This is a genomic window from Oleiphilus sp. HI0117 (assembly GCF_001635235.1).
In genome coordinates, this window is sequence record NZ_LWGA01000952.1 from 1 (window position 1) to 835 (window position 835).

The following is an 835-nucleotide window of genomic DNA, read 5'->3' on the forward strand; positions in this document are numbered from 1 at the left end:
GAAGCCGCCATTGCTCATGATCACAATATGACTTTCACCCGAGAGCTTAGACTTTACCTTATTGATTAAGTCATTAAGGGTATTGCCAAGCTCATGCTTAGTGCTTTGCTTGCTTGCCGTTTGAGCAATCAAGTCATCCAACCAAGTCATATCCGACAAGTCTGCCCAAACCACATGATTGGCCTCTTCAGCACTGGCTAATAGCGTCTGAGCATGAACACCCATCTTCATGGTATTTGAACGAGGTTCGATTAGCGCAATAATCATCTTATCCTGACCAACCTTATTACGCAAGCCAGCCAAGGTGGTTTGGATAGCCGTCGGGTGATGGGCGAAGTCATCATAAACATGTACATCATTAACCGAAGCCAACAACTGCATGCGTCGCTTCACACCACCAAAACAGGATAAGGCCTCGGCACCATGTTTTAGACTTACGCCAACATGGCGAGCAGCCAGCATTGCTGCAACACCGTTTTGAACATTATGGTCGCCAGTCATGTTCCAATCGACTTGTACGGTTTCATTTGCCAAGATCAGTTGAAATGAACTGCCTGACTCACTTAGCTTTTTCCAGATAGCTTTATCTGTTGTACTTTGATCATCAGAAAATACTTCCTGCTCAGACCAGCAACCTTTTTCGATTACCTGATCAATGGCCGTCACATTCTCTGGATAAATTACTCGCCCATTTTCTGGAATGGTTCGAATAACATGGTGAAATTGAGTCTGGATTGCAGCAAGATCAGCGAAGATGTCTGCATGATCGAACTCAAGGTTATTAACAATAAAAGTGCGAGGGCGATAATGGACAAATTTCGAACGCTTATCAAAG

General features: G+C 44.2%; 1 protein-coding gene. It reads right to left on the bottom strand.

What is annotated here, in order from left to right:
* Nucleotides 1-835, bottom strand: an 835-nt coding sequence (locus A3757_RS17045; protein WP_255374991.1) for a Mur ligase family protein, incomplete at both ends; no start/stop codon positions are given.